This window comes from Salinicoccus albus DSM 19776 (assembly GCF_000385175.1).
Classification (GTDB): Bacteria; Bacillota; Bacilli; order Staphylococcales; family Salinicoccaceae; genus Salinicoccus; species Salinicoccus albus.
Genome location: NZ_ARQJ01000022.1, coordinates 14,624 through 35,577, shown reverse-complemented (window position 1 = coordinate 35,577; position 20,954 = coordinate 14,624). Strand labels below are relative to the sequence as shown.

The window sequence follows — 20,954 nt, the reverse complement described above, 5'->3', positions numbered from 1 at the left end:
TTCCTGCCCGCATTTGCCCATCTATTCAATGATGGACTTGATCAGAGCAGCCTGAGCTTCTTTATCTTCTGCTTTGGTTATACCGCCGCCCACGATAATCACTGAAGGGTGCATGGCTGAAAATCGTCTGACATTCTCTGCATTGATGCCGCCGGCCATGTACACTTTAAACGAAGCAGGATTGAGTGCTTCAAATCCCGGGAACGCATCTGCATTTTTCTGCTGATCTTTCCCAATATGCGCGCTGACTGACTTCACTCCAATCTGCCGGAGCGTATTGATCACTGAATCTTTACTGTTATTCAACAGATCGACGACCACTTCCCCGCCATGGGCATCAGCTGTCTTAAGGCACGATCGGATAGTGTCCTGATCCGCAAATGACATGACTGTAATAATATCAGCGCCGTATTGAAATGCTTGTTCACTCTCACTCTGGCCGGCATCACATATCTTCACATCTGCCAGAATTTCTTTCTCCGGATATCTTTCTTTGACTGATTTCACGATGCCAAGACCAAACGCTTTAATGACACCGGTGCCTATTTCAATAATGTCCACAGACTCATGGACCTGCCCCAGAATATGAAAGCATTCGTCATACGTCAGTCTGTCCAGTGCAATTTGCAACTTCATAAGAATAACCTCGTTTTAATTAAATATTTCAACATCGCTGTCATCAAATGCAATGATTTGTGCGATATGCCGGTCAAAAATACCAGTTTCCACAACCCCGGGGATGTTCAGAAGTTTGTTATGCAGGCAGGTTAGATCCCCTTGTTTCTCGTAAGTACAGTCGACGATATAATTTTGGTTATCCGTCACGAATAACGCCGTACCGTTCTTTCTCATCGTTGTTTCAGCCCCTGTTTTTTGTTCTATTTCTATGACAGTCATTTCATAAAGATACGGGTTGAGTTCAACAGGGATGCCGACACCATCGAAATCAGCCACAAGTTTTTTACGATCCGCAATGATATGGATCTCCTCGGAATAATAACCAATCTGCTTCTCCCTCAGAAGTGAACCGCCGCCGCCTTTGATGACGTTAAGATGAGGGTCAAACTGGTCCGCACCATCTATTGTCAGATCGATATCGTCAGCATTGCAGATCACTTCGAGATTGTGCGCTTCCAGCAGATTTTCCGTCTTTTTGGATGTGGATAAAAATCTGACATTCAAACCGTTCTCCATGATATATTGTTTTAGCGCCGGGATGTACCCGGCGATGGTTGTCCCCGAACCCATGCCAATAATAGATTCATCGTTGATGCGTTCATTCAAAAGTCCATATGCTTTTTTCAATTAAAATCAACTCCCTTCAGCCATCAGATCCGGCAGGAAGGATACGATCCCCGGCACGAATGCAATGAGCAGCAGTACAATTAAGATGATGAGCAGGTAAGGAACAACCGCTATAAAAGATCTTTCAACAGACATGTCCCCTATTTTACTTGCGATAAGCAGACACAGCCCGTACGGCGGCGTCGACAGACCGACGGCCAGAGTAATGACGACAATGAGGCCGAGGTGTACAGGGTCGATTCCAAATGCTTCAGAGGCCGGCAGAATGATCGGTACAAATAAAATCATCGCCGGTATTGAATCCATGAAAGTTCCGACAATCAGGAAGAACCCAATAATCAGCAGAAGGAACAACCATTTTGCAGAAACATTCTCAGTAAAGAATTCCTGTGCCATTGCCCCAAACTGATAGTAGCTCAGCAATTCACCCAAGGCGCTGGCAGTCGCAAGTGCAAACAATGAAAGTGCACTCAATGACAGTGTATCAAATATGATCTTCGGAAGATCTTTGAATTTCAGTGTCTTATAGTAGAACATACTGATGAAAAACGTGTATATAGAGGCGATGGCAGCAGATTCAGTTGCTGTAAAGACCCCCGTCGTAATACCGCCGATGATAATGACAATGGTCAGCAATGCCGGGAACGTATCCAGGAACTTTTTACCGATTTCCTTCAAATGGACCCTTTTAAACGTCGGATATCCCCGTTTCATTGAAATGAAATAGATCAGAATCATCATGCCCAGGCCGATCAGTATCCCCGGAATAATACCGCCAAGGAAAAGTGCACCGACTGATGCATTCGCGACACCGGCGAAGATAATCATCGGTATACTCGGCGGGATCACGACACCGACGGTGGAAGAAGCTGCAGTGACACCGACGGCTGTTTCTTTATCATAGCCGTTTTTCAACATGCTCGGAATCAGCACCTTGCCGGTGCCTGCAGTATCCGCCTGAGCTGCACCGGACACCCCGGCAAACATCATAGAAACGAGAACATTTGCCTGTGCCAGGCCCCCTTTCAGCGGACCGACGATGGCAAGTGCCAAATCAATCATCTTTTCAGAAATTTTACCGGAATTCATCAGATTAGCGGCCAGGATGAACAACGGAACAGCTAAGAGAACAAATGAATCCAGCCCATTCACCATATTCATCGGCACGATCACCTCCGGGATGTCTTCAATAGTCATCATGCCCACCAGTGCAACAATACCGATGACGAATGCGATTGGCACACCAATAACAAGCAGTATGATAAAAAGCGCAGCAAGCAGGTATCCCATCAGTGACTCACCCCTTTTCCATCTGGATCTTTAAGGGAATTGAACGCATTCAATATGTGATTTAACGAATAAATAATCATCGTTATGGACATTACCGGCACTGCAAGCCATACCACGCCCATATTGAAGGCCGGCACAGTTTCCCATGTGAAATCCCAGAAATGATTCAAAAGCTGAAAGCCATACATCGTGATGAAAATATTAAATATGATCAGTAAAGCATCTATAAAAATGCTTAAGTATGATTTATATTTGCCCTTGAACTTCGACTGGAGCATATCGAAAGTGAAATGTTCCTTATGATTGACCATGACAGCCGCCCCCATAAATATCGCCCATATAAATGAATAGTTGGCGAGTTCTTCAGTCCATATCACACTCCATCCAACAAATCGGGTTACGATCTGAACAATTGTTGCAGTGAAGAATATCAATAAAAATATGATGCCAAGAACAATCTGACCTTTTTCCAGTGATTTAACGAATTTGTTCATCATGCAGCCCTCCAGTTAAATAGTTTTTTATTCCTTAAGGTCCCGTACTTTTTCCAATGTTTCAGTCATATTCAATTCTTCTGCCAATTCATCCTGGATGGGTGCTGCAGCTTCCTCCATTTCTGTCGTATCCATCTGATTGACCTCGGCGCCGTCTTCTATCGCAATTTCCTTATATTCCTCGTCCTGCGCAAGCACTTCCTGTCTTTCGGCTTCCACTGAAGCCTCTGAAGCATTCATCAGGATCTCCTGTATATCTTCAGGGTATCCATCAAATCTTTTTCCGTTAGCCAACAGGAACCGGGTCGTATAATCATGAGCGGTTTCGGTGATATATCGGCCGTTGCTTGTCGTATGATGGTTTTGCTGAACAAAATAAGGATATGAATTTTCAGATGAATCTACAACGTTCTGCTGCAGTGCCTGATAAAGTTCCCCCCATGAAACTGACGTCGGAATTGCACCGGTCTGCTGCCAGAAATCTGACACGACACCTGAAGCCTGCGTACGTATCGTCATACCATTCAAGTCAGACATATCTTCCAAAGGCTTTTTACCGTAATAATGTCTGGCGCCCGCCGACCAGTAACCAAGCAATTTCAGATCATTGCCTGACTCTTCGCTCACCATCTGTGACATTTCTTCTCCAATTTCTCCATCGACCACGCTTTCCCAATGCGCATAGCTGTCAAAAAGATAAGGCAGGGCAAAGAACTCAAATTCCTGTATACCAGTACCTGTCATAAACCCGGGCGACACAAGGACAACATCAGCCGCTCCAACCACAAGCTTCTGGATTAATTCAGGCTCTTCCGTGCCGATTGTGCCGGCATGGACTTCCACCTCAATACGTCCGTCGGATTGTTTCTCTGCCACTTCTTTAAACTTTAAAAGACCGGTCTGGTAAGGACTTTCAGTCGATGTCTGGTTGTGTGCAGCGATTATTTTAATCGGGTCTTCCTGTGTGCCTTCCGATACATCTTCAGGAGAACTGCATGAGACCAGTGCAAAACATAACACGGATATGAATATAGCAAGAATGTATCTTTTCATCGTTAGCCTCCTTTTATTCCAAATTAAAATGCTTTGCTTTCAGCGCTTCATTACCTTTTTGATGCAGCTGATTCAAATAAACAATGAGCCCGTCCAGTATCAGGTGGACTGCCTGGTCAAACTGGCTGCCGAGTGGCTGGATCGTTGTGATGTCATTGTGTTTCGTGCTCGCATTGAGGTATAGGACGGCGTTAAACTGCTGTCTGATCTGCGCATCATCAGCTGCTGTCACCAGCGCTGCTTGGCCGCCGATGGACCGGACTTTTCTCAGCATATGATCCACCGAGTGACCTTTGCCGGAACCGCTCAAAATAATAAGCAGGTCACCCGCCTTGAATGCAGGTGTTGTTGTCTCTGAGACTACATACACGTTATAACCGCTGTGCATCAGCCGCATGGCAATCATCTTGCCGGCGAGACCGCTCCTGCCGTTGCCATGTATGAATATGTTTTCTGCCGAATCAATTTCTGATGCTAATTTTTCCACTTCAGCGGCGTCCACTTTTTTGCAGACGTCACTCACTTCATCCGCAATATTGCCGAAAATATCATTTATGTTCATGATTGATCACCGATTCCCTTTCAATTAATTCAGGTTCGAATCTATGAACCTGTGGTTTTGGATTGATGCCATTCAAAACGTCAAAAAGATGTTTGGTTGCTGCAGTCCCGATGTCGTAAGCAGGCTGTGCAATCACAGTGAGACTGGGATTGAAGAATTCTGTAAACTCGATATTATCAACACTGATGATAGACAGTTCTTCGGGAATGTTAATATTATATTGCTTCACAGCTTTCAGTACTTCAAATAGTGTAAGATCATTACCAACGATCAAAGCTTCAGGCATGGAATCATTCTTGATGTGTTCCCTGATCTTCTCAGTGATTGAGGAAAGATCCCCATCAATTAAAAGCGCTTTCACATCATGCCGCAAACATTCCTCAATATATGCATCCCGGCGTTCGAGGCGTGTCACTGCATCATTCACCTGCTGTGATATGTATCCGATGTGTTTAAATCCTTTTTTGAATAAATGATCAAATGCAATCTGGATCGTTCTGGCATTGTCCAGAAGAAAGGACGGTACACAAACGCCTTCGATATATCTGTCCACGAAAACAAGCGGGTAGCCGGCATCTGCCAGTGCTTTGAACTCATCATTATTCCCGGGTGTCGGGATAACAATCAGGCCATCCACCTGCTTGGCCAGAAGCATACTGATGTAATCTTCTTCCTTCAGCGGATCATTATCTGCATTGCAGACAATCACATGATAATCTCTGCTGTTGGCATAATCCTCGATTGAACGGATAATTCGCGTTGAAAAATTATGCAGAATGTTTGCAACGATGATACCGATCGTCATTGTTTTTTTATTCTTCAGGCTTTTAGCCACGTAATTGGGGCTGTAGTTTAATTCATCGATGGCAGAAGATATACGCGCCTTTGTCTTTGAACTCATATTTGTAAACCGCTCATTCAAATAATGGGACACAGTGGTTTTTGAAACCTTCGCTCTTCTCGCCACATCTGTAATCGTTATATGCTTCATGAGACTTCCCCTCTTTGTTACTAAACCGATTTAGTAAACCGGTTTACACGATTATAAAATAAATGTAACCGTTTTACAATACCGGGTTTTACTATTATCCATTAATAAAAGCCGCGTGCAAGAGCGGAATATCATATGAATATTCCCAGAACAACGGCTGTCAGTCCGGCTGTAATCAGCATCTGCTTCTCCACGGCCGTCGCTGCCTCAACATCGTTATTATGCATGGTAAAAAGCGCTCTTAATGTGATCAAAATCATGATCAGCGACAATATACTCGCAACCGGCCGGGTCAAAATCATTATGATAAGAATAATTAAAATGATAAGTAAGTAGAACACAGACGGCAGGTGGGCAAATTTTCTGCCGCCGCTGTTCACTGCATAGACGACGGTGGTGATTTTCCGGGGATTTGCCTGCCGGTCCGCCTCGATATCCGGGATATGGTGGACCATCACCCAGGCCATGCACCAAAGTGCATTGATTATGGCATTAAACCAGGCCCACGCCGGAATGGTATCCAACAAAATCCAAGGGGCGGCAATACCTAACGCGAACATGGAGGGGAATAAACTTGCCCATTCTCCGATAAACGGTTTGTACGCCAGCATGAACGGTCTTAAAGAATAGGACACGGCTCCCCACATACCAATAAGCACTAAGAAACCGTACTCGATGTGCCCAAATATGAAGAACAGAATGGCAGCGGCTAAAAGCAGGACGGATAATCCAATCCCCAGCAGTCTGAGCTGCCCGTAGGTTATTGCTTTAGACTGGATGACCCGGCTGCCTCCTGACAATATCCCCGGACTGTAATCATCCGTACCTGTTTTAAAATCAGTCATGTCATTGATGATATGTGTCAGCAATCCGTGGATGAGAAAAGAACCCAGGAGCAATACGATCATCGTCCACAAAACGTTTTGGTTTGGTATATCAGAGTAAAATAGAAAAAGCGGCAGACTTGTGGATAATACAGTAACGAAGCTTGAAAACACAACCGCGGTCATTCGAATCAGCATGTTGAATCTTGTGAATACATTCATATCCTTACCCATTGATCATTTCCCCTTTGTAAAAAGTCTGTTTCGCATTGGTTTTGACGCAATCCAGCAGTTTCATTCTACATTTTTTCAACTGCACCTGACAGTCCCTTTAACGATTATTGCCGCTGGATGATGATAAAAGTTGACTGTACTTTGATTATGTTCCAAAATTAAGCTAGATTATTTATTTATAATTAGATATTATAGCTTTAGGGAATAGTAAAATGAAGTATTTGAAAATGATAAGGAGTGGGTTTTATGAACCAGGAACAATTTGACAAAGTTAAAAATGGTGATGGCTTTATTGCAGCGCTTGATCAGAGTGGAGGCAGTACGCCAAAAGCACTCGCTCAATATGGTATTCCGGAGAGTTCGTACTCTGGCGAGGATGAAATGTTCGACCTTGTACATGAGATGCGCTCCCGTATCATCACATCCCCCGAATTCACTTCAGATAAGATTTTGGGCGCCATCCTGTTCGAACAGACGATGGACCGTGAAATTGAGGGAGAATACACTGCTGACTACCTGGCCCAAAAAGGCGTAGTTCCTTTTCTGAAAGTGGATAAAGGGCTGGGTGAACAAGTGAATGGCGTTCAATTGATGAAGCCGATTCCGGACCTTGGTGCTTTACTTGAACGGGCCAACGAACGCAATATCTTCGGCACAAAAATGCGTTCCAACATTCTGGAAGACAACGCAGCAGGCATCACAGAGGTTGTTGACCAGCAGTTCGAAATTGCCGGACAGATCATGGAAGCAGGACTGGTTCCAATCATCGAGCCTGAAGTCAATATACACAGTGAAAATAAGGAACAGGCGGAAGATATGCTGAAGGCTGAAATCAAAAAACACCTGGACGAACTTTCTGACGACCAGAATGTAATGCTTAAACTCTCGATCCCGACTCAGCCTGACCTTTATAAATCTCTGATTCATCACCCGCGTGTTGTACAGGTTGTTGCACTGTCCGGCGGTTATTCAAGAGAGGAAGCGAACGCACTGCTCAAGAAAAATGACAAACTGATCGCAAGTTTCTCCCGTGCGTTAACCGCTGATCTGAATGCTGATCAATCCGATGAAGAATTTGACCAAAAGCTCAAAGAAGCCATTGATTCCATCTATGATGCATCTGTAAATAAAAACTAAATGCTAAAGGTCCATGGCGTTTTCCTGTGTGAAAACGCCTTTATAATATTTTTTCATATTTTTAGTGGACTTTTTCAACATAATGGTGTATAGTATCTTTAATAAGATTTTTAAGTACAGCAATTTCTAATTCACATGTTACAAGAAGTAATCGTGACTAGTTCGGTACTTTTTGTAATGTGTGAATTTTTTTATGCTCACTTTAAGATATTATTAATTTATTTTTGGAGGTCATTATTTATGACACAGGGTACAGTTAAATGGTTCAACGCGGAAAAAGGATTCGGTTTCATCGAAGTTGAAGGTGGAAACGATGTATTCGCACACTTTTCCAATATCGTAGGCGAAGGCTACAAAACACTTGACGATGGTCAGGCAGTAGAATTCGACATCGAAGAAGGTCAGCGTGGACCACAAGCTGTCAGCATCGTAAAACTTTAATAATATTCGTTTGAATATGAATTTTGCGTGAGCAGACTAAAATCAGCCCCTTGAAACCGAGGGGCTGATTTTTTTATGACCTGATCTGGCCGCTGCCTTCAACAATATACTTGTAGCTTGTTAATGCCTCAAGCCCCATCGGGCCTCTGGCATGAAGTTTTTGGGTGCTGATGCCGATTTCTCCTCCGAAGCCGAACATCTCGCCGTCTGTGAATCTTGTGGATGCATTGACATAGACTGCAGCAGCATCCACTTCATTCAGGAAGTCCTGAATGACTTGATAGTCGTTCGCTGCGATGGCATCTGAATGCCCTGTGGAATAATGATCAATATGGCTGATGGCTTCATCATAACCGTCCACAACTTTTACAGCGATGTCATAACTTAGATATTCATCTGCGTAATCTGCTTCCACTGCTTCTTCAGCTTCCTCGATCACCTGGCATGTGAACGGGTCTCCATGAATCTTAACACCAGCGTCCTTCAGCGCATCGGCTAATTCCGGCAGCACATCCTGAGCAATGCGCTTATCGATTAACAGTGATTCGAGGGCATTGCATACCGAGACCCTGTGTGTTTTTGCATTGATGAGAATGGATTTAGCCATTTCAATGTCTGCAGATTCATGGATATACAGATGACAATTGCCTGTTCCTGTTTCTATGACCGGTACAGTTGCCTGCTTCAATACAGCCTGAATCAGACCGGCACCGCCCCTTGGAATCAGACAGTCAACACATTCATTAAATTTCATAAATTGGCTGGCGAGTTCTCTGGAAGGGTCTGTAATAAGCTGGATGCTTTCTTTTGGCAGAGCGGAATTGGAAAGCCCCTGCTGCAGCGCTTCTACAATGGCAGTATTGCTATTGATCGCTTCTTTACCGCCGCGCAAAATCACTGCATTACCGGCTTTCAGGCATAATCCTGAAGCATCCGCAGTAACATTTGGGCGTGATTCATAGATGATGCCGATCACACCGAGCGGCACACTTTTCTTACTGATTTTAAGCCCTTCATCATTCACAAAACTGCCGTCACTTTTAGCCGTTGGATCCGTTAAATCCGCCATCTGTTTCATGCCGCTCTGCATGCCCGTCAGACGTTTATCGCTAAGCGTCAGCCTTTCAATGAGCGCTTCGTCCAGCCCATTCTCCCTGCCGTTCTCAATATCCATACTGTTCGCTTCCAAAATCTTATCCGTATGATCCTCCAGTGATTGAATCATCTCAAGCAGGGCTTCATTCTTCTGCTGGGCTGACAGCTTTCTGATCACTTTTGCCGCACTTTTTGCATTTTTGCCTGTTTCAAGCAGTGTCTCATCTAATGTTAATATATCTTCAGTCATAAGATTCCTTCATCTCCTCTGAGTAAGATTTCCGCTTCAGCTTTCCTGAACAATGTGCCCGCTTCATTCCCGTCCAGGATATCGAACATGATACCGGGATTTTCAGCGGATGTGATCACCATGGATTTACCGAGATCCATCATGGATTGCGCCGCTTTAATTTTCGTCTCCATACCGCCTGTGGAGAACACGGAACCGGAGCCTCCGGCCATTGCCTGTATCTCTTCATCGATATCACCGACAAATGATATCAATGCTGCATTTGGATCCGAATGCGGATTTGCATCATACAGACCATCCACATCACTCAAAATAATGAGCAGGTCGGCATCAACCAGTTCCGTCACCACCGCTGCCAGCGTGTCGTTCTCCCCGAACTTTGAACAGTGTCCGGGTTCATCGACAGAGACAGCATCATTTTCATTAATGATTGGAATTATATTACTTTTCAATAGAGAGTCGATGGAGATTCTGCAGTTCGAGTAGGCATTTGAATAATTCATGATATCCCGCGTCATCAGTATCTGCCCGACATGCTGATTATAATGCTGGAAAAACCGACTGTACAAATTCATCAGCACACTTTGTCCTACGGAAGCGAGTGCCTGCTTCTCAGCAGCTGCTTCCGGATATTCATCCAGATTCATGGTCCCCGCTCCAACGCCTACAGCACCTGAAGTAACCATAATCACTTCCCTGCCCTGCTGCTGGAGAGACGCACACACGAAAGCCAGACGATCGATTTTCTGATAATCAATCTTTGTCGGAGTCTTCATGAGCGAGTTAGTGCCAATCTTGATAACGACGCGGCTGCATTCTTTTAAGATATCACGATTCATCCATACCACTCCTTGATGTAAGATGATAATGATTTTAATTATACATATTTCTGTATAAAAATAAAGATATTTTTATAATGAATGCGTTTTCATGCATAATAAATTAATGCAGACCCATAGATTTTGGACCTGCATATCATCAATTACTATTCATTTTCACGTAACTCATCGTGGATTTCTGCAAACTTCTGAGCTGTATACTCACTCATTCCTCTATCCTGTACATCTTCTGCATAGAGGCTCATTATCATATCTTTGCTGTTCTGATCATAGCCGATAAACCAGCCTGTCTCTTCGCCCCTTGTCTCCTGGGACATTTTATTTTCGCTGGTCCCTGTCTTACCCGCAAAGTCAGCATAATTCCTTTGCACATCATCCGGATGATTTTCAGTGACAACTGCCCGCATGGATGCTTCAAGATAGTCCAGGTTATCCTGACTGGTTATATTCTCTATCATCACTTCATCTTCCGAATCGGTAAGCATGTGGGGCTCATGTATGTTTCCGCCGTTAATCACTGCCGCATATATCGAAGTAATCTGTATCGGTGAAATGAGTATCTCTCCTTGACCATAACCACTGTCAGCCAGAAGTATTTCATCATCGATCGTATTTTCGTTGGCTGTCTGAGCTGTGTAGATCGGATAGTCCGTATCATATTCCCTGCCAATGCCTAATTCCTGCATGCCCTGGATGAATGTTTCAGCGCCCAGATCCAGCATTGTGCGGGCAAAATAAATATTATCCGAGAAGGTCAGCGCCTTTTTCAAATCGAAAGATTCATTGATCTCATGATAGCGGTTCACCGTGTATCCGCCCCATGAGTCGTCTTTTTGCCAGCTGCCGCCTGAAATATCGATGGTGGCATCCCTGTTGAAACTGTCATCATTCATCGCAATGATGGCCGACATTATCTTCTGCGTCGAGCCTGGCGAAGTGGTCCGGCTGTATTTGGAGATGAGCGGATTTTCGTCATCTTCGTGCAGTTCATCATAGGCTTCCTGGGAGATTCCAAACATGAAGTCATAAGGGCTCGGACTCGGATAACTGACCGTGGCAAGCAAATCGCCATTTGCCGGATCCATCGCAACCCCGGCTCCGGAATCATCTTCCATATTGGCGTAGATCGTATCCTGCACTTCCCTGTCTATTGTCAGCTGTACATCCTCGCCATCTTCTGTTTCCTGTGAAAAGAGCGACTCAGTCTCTTCTCCGTTCTGATCCACAATGGATACATTATACCCTCTGGTCGGCCGCAACGTTTCATCATAGAGTGCTTCAGCCCCCTGCTTACCAATGATATCCCCGGCTTCATAACTGTCATTCTGCTCCAGTTCATCCGCAGTGACTTCCCCGACATAGCCCAGCAGATGATAAGTCGCTTCATCCAGTGTATATTCTCTCGAAGGTGTTTCTGTCACAGAAAGTCCGTGCTCGGAAAAAGTTTCCTTATCTTCATCGGAAAATCTATGCGCATCTTTAATCGCGACAAACATTCCTTCCTCAATCCATGATTGGTCCAGGATACTCTGGAGATTTTCTTCACTCATTTCCAGGTCTTCTGCAGCAGCTAATACCTCTGCTTCCGTGACTGAGCCTGCATTAAACCCAACTGTTTCTTTGACACCGTTAAATGCCAGTTCATCACCATTCCTGTCAAGAATATCCCCGCGCTGACCTGTGGTATGATTAATATTCACATCGCCATTGCCCAATCCGGGTATGATAAGGTCCGGCGTCCATTCCACAAACCAGTCATCCGTCTCTTCATCATAGGAGAGCGTAAATTCATAGTCCCTGTTCAACTCCCCGTAAGACGTATCCAGTGTCAGATCCCCTTGAAAATGTTTTTGTTCCCCGTCTTCCGAAGACTCGACTTCTTCAACATTCTCAAGAGCAACATTCTCCACGCCCAGGCTGCTGTAAATTGTTTCGTACCGCGCACCGACATCCGCTTCAGCGTAATTCGATTTTGCATCGTCACTGAGGTAACCGTACAGTTGATCATAATTCTGGTTCTGGACATCTCCTGTAAAGCTGTTTAATGCCTCTGCTTCAGATTTTTGAAACCAGCCGGCAGTTACAAGAAAATATGCACCAACAGCAACAATAATCACCGCCACAGCGCCCGGTATTAAAATTTTTTTCATCATTTCACCCTTATTTTCATACGATTTGCAATAACCCTACATCATAATACCATGTGTGGAAAATATTAATAAACGAAAGCATGAAAAATCCATGTCTCGATACCGTCTAAATATTGTCGTATTCACGTTTCCACTCTTCCAATGTTGGTGTACCGCCCTGGGCACCGACCTTTCTAATTGAAATTGCAGCAGCCATATTGGCATATCCAATCGCCGCTTCAAGCGTCTCCCCCTGCGCCAGAAAGGCAGTCAGTGCGCCGTTGAACACATCTCCGGCACCTGTCGTATCAATTGGATCTGTCTGATACGCAGGCACGCTGACATCTTCCGTACCATTATTATATACACAGCCTTCACTGCCCAGTGTGACTAAGAGTTTATTCGGATAACGCTTGATCATGTCCCTGTAATTTACCCCAAACAGGGCTTCACACTCGTTTTCATTCGGTGTGATCAGATCGCATTTGTCGATATACTCTGTTTCAATCGGCAGAAATGGCGCCGGGTTATATATCAGCTTAATGTCGTTTTCAAAGCAGAAATCTATAATATATTTTGTCGTTTCAATGGGGATTTCATTTTGGATCAGCACATATTCCGCCTCTTTGATATGCATTTCTTTTTCTTTGATCATTTCCGGTGAAACCAGTCCGTTAGTGCCGGGGACGAATATAATTGAGTTGTCCTGTTCGTAGATGGTGATATGGGCAGTACCGCTCGATTCATTTTCTATGGTCTCCAAATGTTCACAGAAAATGTTGTTTTCTTTGAGGTTCGTTTTTAATGCCTCCCCGAAACCATCATCACTGATGGCCCCGATGAATGAAACATCACTGCCTAATCTGGCCGCTGCCACAGCCTGGTTTGCCCCTTTTCCGCCGCAGGCTGTCTTAAAGCTGTCGCCAACAATTGTCTCCCCTTTCTCCGGTGTCCTGTATGACTCCACGATGAAATCTGTGGACAGGCTGCCGATTACAACGATATCCATATTTTCCACGCCTCCAGTTTCCTTCATAATCGTTTCTTATCAATGCATTTCTTATTTTACCAAAGTTTAGAAAACGATTAATACTTTTGGATGATTTCTTTTCTGACAATTGACCAATCCGAAAAAATACATTACGATTTCAATATAAACATTTTCATGTATAATACTATATAGATGGATTCCTAAATTAAGGAGGGAATACTTATGGCATTTGTAATTACTCATCCATGCGTTGGGGAGAAATCCGGAGATTGTGTTGATGTCTGTCCGGTGGACTGCATCGAAGAAGGGGAAGATCAATACTATATCGACCCTGAAATCTGCATCGACTGCGGTGCATGTGTAACCGTCTGCCCGGTTGACGCAATCGTAGATGAAACGGAAATGGCACCGGAAGATGATAAATACCTGGCAAAAGCTAAAGAATTTTATGGCATCAGTTAAGCTGACTTTTCATAAAAAGAAGGATCACACTCATTAAGGGTGTGATCCTTCTGTTTGTGTGCACTTTTAATTTATATCAAGTTACTTTATCGGACCGTTAGTGATTTGAGTTAATCCTTCATTCACTTCGAATATTTTCCCATTTACGGACTCAATACCAAATTCCCTTAATCGCTTTGTATGCATCATTAAATAGTTTTGAGCTGAATCTTTGGATTCGAACAGATAAATACCACCGGCTTCATTCGCCTCACGATTTTCTGTCCAAATCTTCCATAAAAATCCTTCTTCCTCATTGATACTTTTGGCAAGATCGGAAAATGCCTCAAGCATATCGTTGCCGAATGGTCCATCCATTTGAAAATCCATCTGTAAAATACAGGCCATATGAACCTCCCTTCTGTATTCATAATATATACTAATCGACTTCATATATCTAATTAAAAAGCCTCTTGTAACGGCTAAACTAGACTCAGCCTCTCAAAAGTTCAGGTAACTTAAGAGAGGCTTTTGGAACTTTAACGGATTTTTAGAAGCAATCCATCAAAATCCAGTCAACCTTTAATTATAAGCATCTTACACCATACCAGGCATTACTCAATAAATATAAGGCTTATCATGCGTATCTGGATGCCTTCAATGTTCATGAGAAAACAAAGATCAAGAAACTTTCCACAGGTGAGAAAGTCAAACTGTCACTGGCCATTGCACTCAGTCATCACGCAGAACTGCTGATTCTTGATAAACCCACTTCCAATCTGGACCCACTTTTTTTAATCTTTGATATTCAATCTTACTCATATTTTCTCCGATGTTAAATCAGTGCCGCAGTTTTCTCACACCGGCAATAAGCGCCGTAATCAGCAGTACCACACTCGCTGCGATCAAAGTGACATCCAAGATCATATGGGCGTTATCATTTTCAGTGTAGATGCCAAAATACGGCCAGATCAGTACAAGTGGATACAGCCAGTCCCTGAAGTAAAAGGTAATGACAATTCCAATCAGAGTCGCTGCACTCAATATGATGATTGTCCATGTAAGCTCACCCAGCCCTAAAATGGTTTCTATATTGTTGTTTACGGCCAGTGTAAATATATTGACCACAGTTGCTATCGTCACCCACCCAAAGTATATGGAAAAAGGCAGACGGTCAAACCAGTGATAGCCTGATTCAGTCATTGCGGAATACATTTTTGCCAGTGTATATAAAAGACCGATGATGACCAGAACAGAGACAACCATCCACTGTTGCGTAAAGACAAGAATCCATATACCGTTTAACAGGAAATTAATGATTGGCCAGTATTTCAATTGATAAGCCGTGGAACCTTCCCATGTTTTTGAAAAGAAAAGTTTAATGATCCATATCAGGAGCAGTACATATATTAATCCCCAGATGGAAAATGCAAATCCTGCCGGCTGAATGATTGCCTGATTATCATTCGCCACGCTGCCGACATTCGTTCCGCTCCAATAATTCAGTAAAAGCATGATTATAAAGGCAGCCAGATATCCTGTTGCCCACTTTTTTTGAACCGACATATTACTCATCCTCCATATATGATTGTCTTTAACTATTTACTTTATATGAAGCCGGTAAACAAAATGTCATGATCACTCAACCGCTCCCATTGTACATTGATCAAAAAATGAAATGCAGGACGACAAAACTGAACATCGATATACCAAGACCGATATGCAGTTGCCTGATTGTCAAGCTGGAGTCTAACACAGCCGGTACCCGCCGGACAAAACCAGTATCAATCGATTGGTGGATGCAAGGAATCCAGTCAGTATTTTCATATTGGAGATGTCGAAACTTTAGATTCTGTCAAATAAATATTTATTTTCACTTTTATACTATCTTTTTACATAAGGTAGTTGACAACTATATTTCAATGAACTATATTACATTATAAGATAGTTAGGAGGAAGAAGGAAATGTCCGTTTCTGATCAGATAATGAAAGGACTTCTGGATGGCGCAATTCTCGCATTAATTGCCGAGGGAGAGACATATGGATATCAAATCACTGAGAAATTAAAAGAAAAACAATTCCCTGATATCAGCGAAGGCAGTATATATCCTGTCTTACTGAGACTAAGCAAAAAAGGATATGTTTTAACACGTATGGTGAAATCGGAAACCGGCGGACCCAAACGAAAGTATTACAGTATTAGTGATAAAGGGAAGGAGGAGTTAGATATTTTCAGGGATAAATGGGCTAAGTTAAATCATGGTATGTCTAACTTATTAGGAGGCGGCAAAAATGCTTAGCAAGAAATCCGAGAGGTTTTTAAAAGAATTTCGCATTGAGATGATGACGCGCGGAAAAAATGAGGAGTACCGAGATGAACTGGAAGAAGAATTAAGAGATCACCTGACTATGGCAGAACAAAACGGTACTTCTTTGGAAAGTGTAACCGGCGGATCGGTAAAAAATTATTTAAAAACTCTTTCGAGCGAAATACCTGAAACGAATGATTTGAAAAGAAATTTAGTGCTGTTATTTGTATTTTTAATCGGTATGTTTACCATCCCAAGCTTAATCGGCGGCAGTTTCGATTATACTCTAGCCATGCTATTCTATTATATCTGTACCGCCCTGCTCGGCCCGATTCTCTTTTATACTGCTGTTAAGTTTATATTTATACGATACACAAGTCTTCAGACTGAAAAAATCGATAAAATGGGAATATTCCTGTGTGTGATATATGCAGTTTTTTACATGGGGATGTTATCCGGCGGATTATATTTAGCGAAAAATTATCCCTTATATGAATTATTCGAGTTATCAACACAGATAAATATGACAATCGGATTAATATTACTCGGAGCATTTATCATGGTAACGATACTCATGAAAAAGTGGTTTTATGCGTTTTTAATCACTGCCATTAGTCTTCCTGACGTAATATCCCGTCTCTTTATCAATAATGACCCGACAAGTGGAAACTACTTAATGGTTTCTTCAATTTTAGTAATAATAGTCAATATATTAGTATTTGCAGTACTTATTTTCTACTCTAAAAAGGAAGATAAAAACACTAGTAATTGATAAAAGGCAAAATTACTTTAGGATATAAAATGCAGTACTACAAATACAAACAGGGATATACAAAGTCTGATATGCAGATATGTTGAATGCATACAGAGGCCTGTAATCACATTCCATACCGCCCAGATGAGCAGTGTCGCATCCAAGAAAACCAGATACTCATGTTACCCCTGCACTTATTTCTAAGATAGTTTTTTATAAATATCTTTATGATATCCTTCACTCCTCTATGATTCAGATCGTCAATTCACATAGCCCCAGGTAATCATAGATAAACCGGCATAATTAAGCACCAAAAACAGCGGACCCGGCGTTCTGAGTTCAGAATTCCGTGTTCGCTTTTTTAAAACCCTCAAGCATTCTGTATGGTTATTATTCCTTATTCTCTTTAAAGGTTTTTGCGTCTTTCAGTAAACCAATCGTCCCCTCTTCGTTGTAGTCCAATGCCTGGGTGATCGATTTAAAGTGAACATTTTATTAATATCAACATAATAGAGCGCGATATCATTCTCTGAAATCTCTTCCGACGCACTGCCGGCTATATCAGAAATTTCATTGTTCTCAACATACTGACTCAGGCAATAGTAAGTGAATGTTTCTTCGAACAGCATATGATGCCTCAACGATTCTTCAGGACGGAATTTTACAATTTCGTTTCTTGTGGATATGGACAGCATCTTGACATTCCTCAGACCAAATTCACCCGAAAACTCATTAAAGGACAGATTGTTCAGTACGTAAAAAAAGAAGTCTCCACAAGGTTTAGTAACCTCATGAAAAACTTCTCTGGTACTCTTTTCGAGTAAAAGCATGTTTAAAAACATGTAATGAAAGCTGTGATACTTGATATAGAGCGGTTTTACATCATACCAGGCATGCCGCCGCCCATTCCGCCGGCGCCCATGTCTCCACCGCCGCCGCCATTTTCTTCAGGGATGTCGGCAACGACTGCTTCAGTCGTCAGGAACATCGCAGCAACGGATCCTGCATTCTGCAGTGATGAGCGTGTAACTTTCGTTGGGTCAACAATACCTTTTTCTATCATGTCTACCCATTCGCCGGTGGTAGCGTTATATCCGACACCGGTCTTCTGGGCTTTGAGTCTTTCTACGATGACGGAACCTTCCAGTCCGGCATTTTCCACGATCTGACGCAACGGTGCTTCGAGTGCCTGCAGTACAATGTTGACACCTGTAAGCTCGTCACCTTCAGCTTTAATTTCAGCAACTTTGTCATGGACGGATACGAATGCTGTACCACCGCCGGCAACAATGCCTTCTTCAACTGCTGCCCGCGTAGAGTTCAGGGCATCTTCAATACGCAGTTTACGTTCTTTCATTTCAGTTTCAGTTGCAGCGCCGACTCTGATCACTGCAACACCGCCTGCGAGTTTAGCAAGACGCTCCTGTAATTTTTCCTTATCGAAGCTTGATGTTGTTTCTTCAAGCTGTGCTCTCAACTGGCCAACACGCGCCTCAATGCTGTTACTGTCTCCGGAACCTTCGACGATTGTCGTATCATCCTTAGTGACATTCACTTTAGATGCATTACCGAGCATATCCAGTGTCGTATCTTTCAGCTCAAGTCCAAGATCCTCTGTAATGACCTGTCCGCCAGTCAGTACGGCAATATCTTCAAGCATTGCTTTGCGACGGTCGCCAAATCCAGGCGCTTTGACAGAGATTGCCGTGAATGTGCCGCGCAGTTTGTTCAGCACGATATTTGAAATCGCATCGCCTTCTATGTCATCTGCAATGATGAGAATCGGACGGGACTGCTTAACGACCTCTTCCAGCAACGGCAGAATATCCTGGAAGTTTGAAATTTTCTTGTCAGTGATCAGGATATAAGGATTTTCAAGATCAGCGGTCATATTGTCAGAATCAGTCACCATATAAGGGGAAGTGTACCCGCGGTCAAACTGCATGCCTTCAACGACTTCCAGTTCAGTTTCCAGACCCCGGGATTCTTCAATCGTGATGACGCCATCCTGGCCGACTTTTTCCATCGCTTCTGAGATATACTCTCCGACCTCAGGGTCTGAAGCTGAGTTCGTACCCACGTGAGCAATGGATTCTTTATCTTTAACCGGACGGGAAATTGTCTGCAGTTCTTCAACAGCCGCTTCAACCGCTTTTGAAATACCTGCTCTGATACCGACAGGGTTGGCACCGCTCGTTACGTTTTTAAGCCCTTCTTCGATCATGGACTGGGCAAGTACGGTTGCAGTAGTAGTACCGTCACCAGCAATTTCGTTCGTCTGGTTGGCGACTTCTGCAACGAGTTTGGCACCCATGTTCTCGTATGCGTCTTCCAATTCAATTTCTTTAGCGATCGTTACACCGTCATTGGTGATCAACGGGGAAGTGAATGATTTATCCAGGACTACATTACGTCCTTTTGGTCCCAATGTTACTTTTACTGCATTTGCAAGTTTATCCACACCCGCCAGCATTGACTGACGTGCATCTTCTGAGAATTTCAATTCTTTAGCCATGTGTAAAAGACCTCCTAATGAATATCAATGTTAGTATTTTCTGTTTTTGAAGCTTTAATTATTCCACAACTGCAAGAATATCTGTATCTGCAAGAATCAGGTATTCCTTATCTCCGTGTTTCAGCTCTGTACCTGAGAATTTGCCATATACAATACGGTCGCCTTCTTTAACTTCAGGCTCCACCCTGCTGCCGCTCTCCAATACTCTGCCGGCGCCCACAGCGACCACTGTACCTTCCTGTGGTTTTTCCTGTGCGGATTCAGTCAGGATGATGCCGCTTTCCGTTGTTTCTTCTCTTTGAGTCAAATCGACAACGACTCTATTGCCTAATGGTTTTAACACGTAAAGTCCTCCTTGGATAAAGTGTATTTTTAATTTAGCACTCTGCACTTCAAAGTGCTAACAATTAAATAATAATCAAAGTAGGTCAAAAATGCAACTATTTTCTCTTTGCTTTAACCTATCAGTTATTTGATGTAAAATAAAGTTACTGAAAATTGGAGGTTCTATCTTGAGACAGCTATACAGTGCATTAATTATCGTCGTTTTCATAGCGGTCCAGCTGGCCGCACTCCCTGTGACAGTGATCTATTCATTCACCAACCCTGAAATGACCCCCTCAGAGATGCTTGGTTCCGTTCTGCCATGGCAGGCGGTTGCATTCGTCATCGGTACTGCAATTGTCATTGCGATCGGCCACATCCACAAGAATAAAAACCGCATCGAACGCGGTCCTCAGTCCGACATCCCTGTGACAATCGCGTGGATTGTCGGCGGTGTATTCCTTGCCTATGGTTCACAAATCGCAGCCGGACTGATCAACGTCTATCTGCTGGGCAACCCGCTGGAGAGTGAGAATACGGCAGGCATTATCGAAATGATACAATCAGCGCCATTCATGATTCTCGTCGTGGCAATTTTCGGACCCATACTGGAAGAGTACGTTTTCAGACGTGCAATATTCGCTGAAATCTACGAATTGATCCCGGGATCCCGGATTGTCGGATTCCTGATTGCCGGCTTAGTCAGTGGTCTGGTATTTGCACTTGCCCATATGGACTTCACGCATATTCTGATTTATATCACTATGGCATATGTATTCAGTTTCCTATACGTTATCAGCGGCAGGCTGCTTGTGCCGGTGCTCGTACACATGATCATGAACGGAATTGTTGTCGGAATCCAGCTGGCGGCCAGTGACTATATAGAAAATATGGATATGGAACAGCTGCAGCAGTCAGTGAATCTGATATACGATATATTAATCCTATAAACTTAAATAAGCACCCAGCCAGCTG

23 protein-coding genes and 1 pseudogene are annotated in these 20,954 nt (G+C 43.3%); 7 read left to right on the top strand and 17 right to left on the bottom strand.

Annotated features, from left to right (window positions below; genetic code table 11):
• Nucleotides 1-21 precede the first annotated feature (21 nt).
• The 8 genes from hxlA to G343_RS0103720 all read right to left on the bottom strand — a co-directional run bounded on the left by hxlA (nt 22) and on the right by G343_RS0103720 (nt 6,753).
• Nucleotides 22-636, bottom strand: coding sequence for a 3-hexulose-6-phosphate synthase (gene hxlA, locus G343_RS0103755; protein ID WP_020006778.1), 615 nt, complete (start codon nt 634-636; stop codon nt 22-24).
• A 15-nt stretch (nt 637-651) separates the two neighbouring features.
• Nucleotides 652-1,305: a ribose 5-phosphate isomerase A gene (rpiA, locus tag G343_RS0103750; protein WP_020006777.1), complete on the bottom strand. Its 654-nt coding sequence runs from the start codon at nt 1,303-1,305 to the stop codon at nt 652-654.
• 6 nt (nt 1,306-1,311) lie between these two features.
• On the bottom strand, nt 1,312-2,595 hold the full coding sequence (locus G343_RS0103745) for a TRAP transporter large permease (protein ID WP_020006776.1): 1,284 nt from the start codon (nt 2,593-2,595) through the stop codon (nt 1,312-1,314).
• Nucleotides 2,595-3,089: a TRAP transporter small permease gene (locus G343_RS0103740; protein ID WP_020006775.1), complete on the bottom strand. Its 495-nt coding sequence runs from the start codon at nt 3,087-3,089 to the stop codon at nt 2,595-2,597. The genes G343_RS0103745 and G343_RS0103740 overlap by 1 nt, the downstream gene beginning before the upstream one ends.
• 27 nt (nt 3,090-3,116) lie before the next feature.
• Nucleotides 3,117-4,142 carry a TRAP transporter substrate-binding protein gene (locus G343_RS0103735; protein WP_020006774.1) on the bottom strand — a complete coding sequence of 342 codons (1,026 nt, stop codon included), beginning with the start codon at nt 4,140-4,142 and terminating at the stop codon, nt 3,117-3,119.
• Nucleotides 4,143-4,155: 13 nt separating this feature from the next.
• Nucleotides 4,156-4,704: a 6-phospho-3-hexuloisomerase gene (gene hxlB, locus G343_RS0103730; protein ID WP_020006773.1), complete on the bottom strand. Its 549-nt coding sequence runs from the start codon at nt 4,702-4,704 to the stop codon at nt 4,156-4,158.
• Nucleotides 4,691-5,695, bottom strand: a complete 1,005-nt coding sequence (locus G343_RS0103725) for a LacI family DNA-binding transcriptional regulator (protein WP_020006772.1) — start codon at nt 5,693-5,695, stop codon at nt 4,691-4,693. The genes hxlB and G343_RS0103725 overlap by 14 nt, the downstream gene beginning before the upstream one ends.
• 131 nt (nt 5,696-5,826) lie before the next feature.
• Nucleotides 5,827-6,753, bottom strand: a complete 927-nt coding sequence (locus tag G343_RS0103720) for a prenyltransferase (protein ID WP_020006771.1) — start codon at nt 6,751-6,753, stop codon at nt 5,827-5,829.
• Between the two features lie 246 nt (nt 6,754-6,999).
• Here G343_RS0103720 and G343_RS0103715 point away from each other — a divergent pair, with 246 nt between their 5' ends.
• Complete coding sequence (locus tag G343_RS0103715; protein ID WP_020006770.1) at nt 7,000-7,890, top strand: fructose bisphosphate aldolase; 891 nt, start codon at nt 7,000-7,002, stop codon at nt 7,888-7,890.
• Nucleotides 7,891-8,130: 240 nt separating this feature from the next.
• Nucleotides 8,131-8,331 carry a cold-shock protein gene (locus G343_RS0103710; protein WP_020006769.1) on the top strand — a complete coding sequence of 67 codons (201 nt, stop codon included), beginning with the start codon at nt 8,131-8,133 and terminating at the stop codon, nt 8,329-8,331.
• A gap of 73 nt (nt 8,332-8,404) precedes the next feature.
• Here the strand turns inward: G343_RS0103710 and G343_RS0103705 are convergent, their stop codons facing one another.
• The 4 genes from G343_RS0103705 to rbsK all read right to left on the bottom strand — a co-directional run bounded on the left by G343_RS0103705 (nt 8,405) and on the right by rbsK (nt 13,653).
• On the bottom strand, nt 8,405-9,676 hold the full coding sequence (locus G343_RS0103705; RefSeq protein ID WP_020006768.1) for a glutamate-5-semialdehyde dehydrogenase: 1,272 nt from the start codon (nt 9,674-9,676) through the stop codon (nt 8,405-8,407).
• Entirely contained in the window at nt 9,673-10,515 is an 843-nt protein-coding gene (gene proB / locus G343_RS0103700) for a glutamate 5-kinase (RefSeq protein ID WP_020006767.1), read from the bottom strand. Before proB ends, G343_RS0103705 begins: the two co-directional genes overlap by 4 nt.
• Nucleotides 10,516-10,661: 146 nt before the next feature.
• A complete protein-coding gene (locus G343_RS0103695; protein WP_020006766.1) occupies nt 10,662-12,665 on the bottom strand; it encodes a penicillin-binding transpeptidase domain-containing protein in 2,004 nt (667 codons plus the stop codon).
• Nucleotides 12,666-12,771: 106 nt separating this feature from the next.
• Nucleotides 12,772-13,653: a ribokinase gene (gene rbsK / locus G343_RS0103690; RefSeq protein WP_020006765.1), complete on the bottom strand. Its 882-nt coding sequence runs from the start codon at nt 13,651-13,653 to the stop codon at nt 12,772-12,774.
• Between the two features lie 204 nt (nt 13,654-13,857).
• On the opposite strand from rbsK, the gene G343_RS0103685 reads away from it, so the two are divergent.
• Complete coding sequence (locus G343_RS0103685) at nt 13,858-14,097, top strand: DUF362 domain-containing protein (protein ID WP_020006764.1); 240 nt, start codon at nt 13,858-13,860, stop codon at nt 14,095-14,097.
• Between the two features lie 81 nt (nt 14,098-14,178).
• On the opposite strand, the gene G343_RS0103680 is transcribed toward G343_RS0103685, so the two are convergent.
• Nucleotides 14,179-14,484: a monooxygenase gene (locus tag G343_RS0103680; protein WP_020006763.1), complete on the bottom strand. Its 306-nt coding sequence runs from the start codon at nt 14,482-14,484 to the stop codon at nt 14,179-14,181.
• Between the two features lie 227 nt (nt 14,485-14,711).
• Between G343_RS0103680 and G343_RS15930 the strand changes: the two are divergent.
• Nucleotides 14,712-14,867: pseudogene (locus G343_RS15930) on the top strand (ATP-binding cassette domain-containing protein); the annotation flags it as partial.
• A 49-nt stretch (nt 14,868-14,916) separates the two neighbouring features.
• Here G343_RS15930 and G343_RS0103675 read toward each other — a convergent pair.
• Nucleotides 14,917-15,642, bottom strand: coding sequence for a tryptophan-rich sensory protein (locus G343_RS0103675; RefSeq protein WP_020006762.1), 726 nt, complete (start codon nt 15,640-15,642; stop codon nt 14,917-14,919).
• Nucleotides 15,643-16,041: 399 nt separating this feature from the next.
• On the opposite strand from G343_RS0103675, the gene G343_RS0103670 reads away from it, so the two are divergent.
• The gene (locus tag G343_RS0103670; protein WP_020006761.1) at nt 16,042-16,377 is read left to right on the top strand and encodes a PadR family transcriptional regulator; all 336 of its coding nucleotides are present in this window, start codon (nt 16,042-16,044) and stop codon (nt 16,375-16,377) included.
• The gene (locus G343_RS0103665) at nt 16,370-17,158 is read left to right on the top strand and encodes a hypothetical protein (RefSeq protein WP_020006760.1); all 789 of its coding nucleotides are present in this window, start codon (nt 16,370-16,372) and stop codon (nt 17,156-17,158) included. Before G343_RS0103670 ends, G343_RS0103665 begins: the two co-directional genes overlap by 8 nt.
• Before the next feature lie 407 nt (nt 17,159-17,565).
• On the opposite strand, the gene G343_RS0103660 is transcribed toward G343_RS0103665, so the two are convergent.
• The 3 genes from G343_RS0103660 to groES all read right to left on the bottom strand — a co-directional run bounded on the left by G343_RS0103660 (nt 17,566) and on the right by groES (nt 19,998).
• On the bottom strand, nt 17,566-17,835 hold the full coding sequence (locus G343_RS0103660; protein WP_020006759.1) for a hypothetical protein: 270 nt from the start codon (nt 17,833-17,835) through the stop codon (nt 17,566-17,568).
• Between the two features lie 182 nt (nt 17,836-18,017).
• Nucleotides 18,018-19,655 carry a chaperonin GroEL gene (gene groL, locus G343_RS0103655; RefSeq protein WP_020006758.1) on the bottom strand — a complete coding sequence of 546 codons (1,638 nt, stop codon included), beginning with the start codon at nt 19,653-19,655 and terminating at the stop codon, nt 18,018-18,020.
• 58 nt (nt 19,656-19,713) lie between these two features.
• The gene (groES, locus tag G343_RS0103650; RefSeq protein WP_020006757.1) at nt 19,714-19,998 is read right to left on the bottom strand and encodes a co-chaperone GroES; all 285 of its coding nucleotides are present in this window, start codon (nt 19,996-19,998) and stop codon (nt 19,714-19,716) included.
• A 169-nt stretch (nt 19,999-20,167) separates the two neighbouring features.
• Here groES and G343_RS0103645 point away from each other — a divergent pair, with 169 nt between their 5' ends.
• On the top strand, nt 20,168-20,929 hold the full coding sequence (locus tag G343_RS0103645; RefSeq protein ID WP_020006756.1) for a CPBP family intramembrane glutamic endopeptidase: 762 nt from the start codon (nt 20,168-20,170) through the stop codon (nt 20,927-20,929).
• Nucleotides 20,930-20,954 lie beyond the last annotated feature (25 nt).

What these genes read in the sequence shown, in the direction of transcription:
- hxlA (WP_020006778.1), bottom strand. Translation starts at nt 636, where the DNA reads ATGAAGTTGCAAATTGCACTGGACAGACTGACGTATGACGAATGCTTT.
- G343_RS0103745 (WP_020006776.1), bottom strand. Translation starts at nt 2,595, where the DNA reads ATGGGATACCTGCTTGCTGCGCTTTTTATCATACTGCTTGTTATTGGT.
- G343_RS0103740 (WP_020006775.1), bottom strand. Translation starts at nt 3,089, where the DNA reads ATGAACAAATTCGTTAAATCACTGGAAAAAGGTCAGATTGTTCTTGGC.
- G343_RS0103735 (WP_020006774.1), bottom strand. Translation starts at nt 4,142, where the DNA reads ATGAAAAGATACATTCTTGCTATATTCATATCCGTGTTATGTTTTGCA.
- hxlB (WP_020006773.1), bottom strand. Translation starts at nt 4,704, where the DNA reads ATGAACATAAATGATATTTTCGGCAATATTGCGGATGAAGTGAGTGAC.
- G343_RS0103725 (WP_020006772.1), bottom strand. Translation starts at nt 5,695, where the DNA reads ATGAAGCATATAACGATTACAGATGTGGCGAGAAGAGCGAAGGTTTCA.
- G343_RS0103720 (WP_020006771.1), bottom strand. Translation starts at nt 6,753, where the DNA reads ATGGGTAAGGATATGAATGTATTCACAAGATTCAACATGCTGATTCGA.
- G343_RS0103715 (WP_020006770.1), top strand. Translation starts at nt 7,000, where the DNA reads ATGAACCAGGAACAATTTGACAAAGTTAAAAATGGTGATGGCTTTATT.
- G343_RS0103710 (WP_020006769.1), top strand. Translation starts at nt 8,131, where the DNA reads ATGACACAGGGTACAGTTAAATGGTTCAACGCGGAAAAAGGATTCGGT.
- G343_RS0103705 (WP_020006768.1), bottom strand. Translation starts at nt 9,676, where the DNA reads ATGACTGAAGATATATTAACATTAGATGAGACACTGCTTGAAACAGGC.
- proB (WP_020006767.1), bottom strand. Translation starts at nt 10,515, where the DNA reads ATGAATCGTGATATCTTAAAAGAATGCAGCCGCGTCGTTATCAAGATT.
- G343_RS0103695 (WP_020006766.1), bottom strand. Translation starts at nt 12,665, where the DNA reads ATGAAAAAAATTTTAATACCGGGCGCTGTGGCGGTGATTATTGTTGCT.
- rbsK (WP_020006765.1), bottom strand. Translation starts at nt 13,653, where the DNA reads ATGGATATCGTTGTAATCGGCAGCCTGTCCACAGATTTCATCGTGGAG.
- G343_RS0103685 (WP_020006764.1), top strand. Translation starts at nt 13,858, where the DNA reads ATGGCATTTGTAATTACTCATCCATGCGTTGGGGAGAAATCCGGAGAT.
- G343_RS0103680 (WP_020006763.1), bottom strand. Translation starts at nt 14,484, where the DNA reads ATGGCCTGTATTTTACAGATGGATTTTCAAATGGATGGACCATTCGGC.
- G343_RS0103675 (WP_020006762.1), bottom strand. Translation starts at nt 15,642, where the DNA reads ATGTCGGTTCAAAAAAAGTGGGCAACAGGATATCTGGCTGCCTTTATA.
- G343_RS0103670 (WP_020006761.1), top strand. Translation starts at nt 16,042, where the DNA reads ATGTCCGTTTCTGATCAGATAATGAAAGGACTTCTGGATGGCGCAATT.
- G343_RS0103665 (WP_020006760.1), top strand. Translation starts at nt 16,370, where the DNA reads ATGCTTAGCAAGAAATCCGAGAGGTTTTTAAAAGAATTTCGCATTGAG.
- G343_RS0103660 (WP_020006759.1), bottom strand. Translation starts at nt 17,835, where the DNA reads ATGCTGTCCATATCCACAAGAAACGAAATTGTAAAATTCCGTCCTGAA.
- groL (WP_020006758.1), bottom strand. Translation starts at nt 19,655, where the DNA reads ATGGCTAAAGAATTGAAATTCTCAGAAGATGCACGTCAGTCAATGCTG.